Raw genomic sequence first — 1343 nt, forward strand, 5'->3', positions numbered from 1 at the left:
TTTATATAAGCAACCGAGTAAAAAACTAAAACGTCCTTTAAGTAAGTACATGGACACATTGTGTCCTTTTGTTTTTTTTATCGTCCTAAGACGCTCTAAAATGAGATGTTCCAGCCGCACCTTCCGGTACGGCTACCTTGTTACGACTTAGCCCTAGTTACCTGTTTTACCCTAGGCAGCTCCTGTTACGGTCACCGACTTCAGGTACCCCAGACTTCCATGGCTTGACGGGCGGTGTGTACAAGGCCCGGGAACGTATTCACCGCGCCATGGCTGATGCGCGATTACTAGCGATTCCAGCTTCATAGAGTCGAGTTGCAGACTCCAATCCGAACTGAGACCGGCTTTCGAGATTTGCATCACATCGCTGTGTAGCTGCCCTCTGTACCGGCCATTGTATTACGTGTGTGGCCCAAGGCGTAAGGGCCGTGATGATTTGACGTCATCCCCACCTTCCTCTCTACTTGCGTAGGCAGTCTCACTAGAGTCCTCAACTTAATGCTAGCAACTAGTGACAGGGGTTGCGCTCGTTGCAGGACTTAACCTAACACCTCACGGCACGAGCTGACGACAACCATGCAGCACCTTGAAAATTGTCCGAAGAAAAGTCTATTTCTAAACCTGTCAATTCCCATTTAAGCCTTGGTAAGGTTCCTCGCGTATCATCGAATTAAACCACATAATCCACCGCTTGTGCGGGCCCCCGTCAATTCCTTTGAGTTTCATTCTTGCGAACGTACTCCCCAGGTGGCTAACTTATCACTTTCGCTTAGTCTCTGAATCCGAAAACCCAAAAACGAGTTAGCATCGTTTACGGCGTGGACTACCAGGGTATCTAATCCTGTTCGCTCCCCACGCTTTCGTCCATCAGCGTCAGTTAAGACATGGTAACCTGCCTTCGCAATTGGTGTTCTAAGTAATATCTATGCATTTCACCGCTACACTACTTATTCCAGCTACCTCTACCTTACTCAAGGCTCGCAGTATCAATGGCAGTTTCATAGTTAAGCTATGAGATTTCACCACTGACTTACGAGCCCGCCTACGGACCCTTTAAACCCAATAAATCCGGATAACGCTTGCACCCTCCGTATTACCGCGGCTGCTGGCACGGAGTTAGCCGGTGCTTATTCGTATAGTACCTTCAGCTTTCCACACGTGGAAAGGTTTATCCCTATACAAAAGAAGTTTACAACCCATAGGGCCGTCGTCCTTCACGCGGGATGGCTGGATCAGGCTCTCACCCATTGTCCAATATTCCTCACTGCTGCCTCCCGTAGGAGTCTGGTCCGTGTCTCAGTACCAGTGTGGGGGATCACCCTCTCAGGCCCCCTAAAGATCAT

The 1343-nt window shown here is 49.2% G+C and carries 1 rRNA gene; it reads right to left on the minus strand.

The features are described 5' to 3' along the window. Positions 1–98 precede the first annotated feature (98 nt). A 16S ribosomal RNA gene (locus tag BUB80_RS22910) occupies positions 99–1343 on the minus strand; the annotation flags it as partial.

The sequence above is a fragment of the Chryseobacterium polytrichastri genome, from assembly GCF_900142445.1.
Lineage (GTDB): Bacteria > Bacteroidota > Bacteroidia > Flavobacteriales > Weeksellaceae > Chryseobacterium > Chryseobacterium polytrichastri.